This is a genomic window from Bradyrhizobium sp. CCBAU 11361 (assembly GCF_028128935.1).
GTDB lineage: Bacteria > Pseudomonadota > Alphaproteobacteria > Rhizobiales > Xanthobacteraceae > Bradyrhizobium > Bradyrhizobium niftali.
The window spans coordinates 1-1931 of record NZ_LBJZ01000100.1 but is presented as its reverse complement, the minus strand read 5'-3'; the positions used below and the strand labels follow the sequence as shown (position 1 = coordinate 1931).

Genomic DNA, 1931 nt, shown 5'->3' with positions numbered 1-1931 from the left:
CGGTCGCCAACACGCCGATCGGCATCTGGGCGACCGAAGAGAACAAGGGCAACGTCCGTGTCGAGCAGTGCGGCGCCAATCTGTGCGGCTACGCGCAGAAGACCAATGAGCGCATCCTGATCAACATGAAGCCCGAAGGCTCGAAGTGGAGCGGCCGCATCCACGATCCCGACTCCGGCCGCAACTACGACTCGACGATCGCGATGAAGGGCCCGAATGCGATGCGCGTGCAGGGCTGCGCCTTCGGCGGCATGTTCTGCGGCGGCCAGACCTGGAAGCGCGTGGGCTGACGCGCGGAGCGCGTCATCCCGGGGCGATGCGAAGCATCGAACCCGGGATCTCGCGCTCCAAGCACCACCGTTCGTCATGCCCGGGCTTGTCCCGCCTGCGCGGCCGAAGCCACTTCGGCGCGGCGAAGGCCCGGGCATCCACGTTCTTAGTGCCGCGCGGCGGGCACACTTTATCCCCTCACCCTGAGGAGCCTGCGCAGCAGGCGTCTCGAAGGGCGAGGCCCGGATCGGCAGCCGGGCCTCTATGGTTCGAGACGCGCGCAAGGGCGCGCTCCTCACCGTGAGGGGAGAGAACACCGTTTGAATGTTCGCCACGTCCATGCAACAGATGTTCATCCGCCATTCAGCTAGCCCCGGCTGAAATCAGCCGCTCTCACCTCGCGTTTCTCACCGGGACCTCTTCGTGACTTCATTGGTGGCTTGGCGCCGCTTCGTGTTTGCGCTTCCGCTGCTGGCCTTGCCGCTGGCCGGCGCGAGCGGGGCGTTCGCGTCCGACGCAATCGAACTCGCACAGACGCAGCCGCAGGCACAGCCGGCGCCCGCTCCCTCCCCGGCGCCCGCAGCCTCGCCGACGCCCGCAGCCTCGCCGACACCGGCCACCGACGCGCAATCCGCCGCCGTCGAGCCGATCGGCAACGTCGCGACCGTGACGGGAATCGCGACCGTGATCCGGGACAAGAATTCCTATCCGCTGCGCGTGCGCGACGACATCTATCTCAACGACGTCGTGCAGACCTCGTCGAACTCCTCGCTCGGCATCACCTTCAACGATACGACCACGTTCAACCTCTCCGCCAGCGCCAAAATCACCATCGACAACTACGTCTATGAGGATGGCGGCAAGCAGAATTCGGCGATCTTCGACATCGGCAAGGGCACGGTTGCCTTCGTTGCGGCGGCGGTGGCGAAGACCGGCGACATGAAGATCGCGACGCCGACCGCGACGCTGGGCATCCGCGGCACAACCGGCGTCGTCGACGTGCCCGAGGGCGCGGCCGCGAGCCGCGCCAGCAACGTCAACATCAAGCTCTATCCCGACGCCGACGGCCGGGTCGGGCACATCGAGGTCAACGACCGCAGCAGCGGCACGCGGCTCGGCGCGCTGACGCAAGGCGCGAGCGGCTTTGCGATTCGCCCCGGCACGGGCGGCGCCGGCGGCATGCGCTTTGCAGCCGTGCCGATCACTATTGCCCCGCAGCAGATTGCACGCGACCGTGGCTTCGTCAGCCAGGTGCATCTGGCACAGACCACGGGCCGCCAGATCGTCACCGAGCAGCGCGACTTCCGCCGCGCCAATCCGACCGCGATCAGCCGCATTCCGCGGCCGGCGCAGGCGCCGCAGCAGCAACAATTGCGGCCGACGACGGCGCCCGGCCAACAGCCGCAGCGGCCCATCGGTCAGCCCGGCCAGAACAACCGTCCGGGTCAGCAGCAGCCGGGCACGCCAAACCGGCAAGGCGCACAGCCGCCGCAGCGGCAGGGCCAGGGACAACAAGGACAAGGCGGCGCGGTCCAGCCGGGTACGCCGCGCGCGGGCCAGCAGCAACACGGTCAGCAGCAGGGTGCGGGCCGGCCGGCCGGCGCACCGCGCACCGGACCAGGCACGCAGCCCGGCGGCACGCCGCAAACCCTGCCGCCGCG

2 protein-coding genes are annotated in these 1931 nt (G+C 69.0%); both read left to right on the top strand.

The annotated features are described in order from the left end of the window. Window positions 1-290: DUF2147 domain-containing protein (locus XI08_RS10060; protein WP_271574295.1), on the top strand; the 290-nt coding region annotated here is incomplete at its 5' end. A gap of 412 nt (window positions 291-702) precedes the next feature. Further along, on the top strand, window positions 703-1931 hold a 1229-nt coding region (locus XI08_RS10055), incomplete at its 3' end, for a FecR domain-containing protein (protein WP_271574296.1).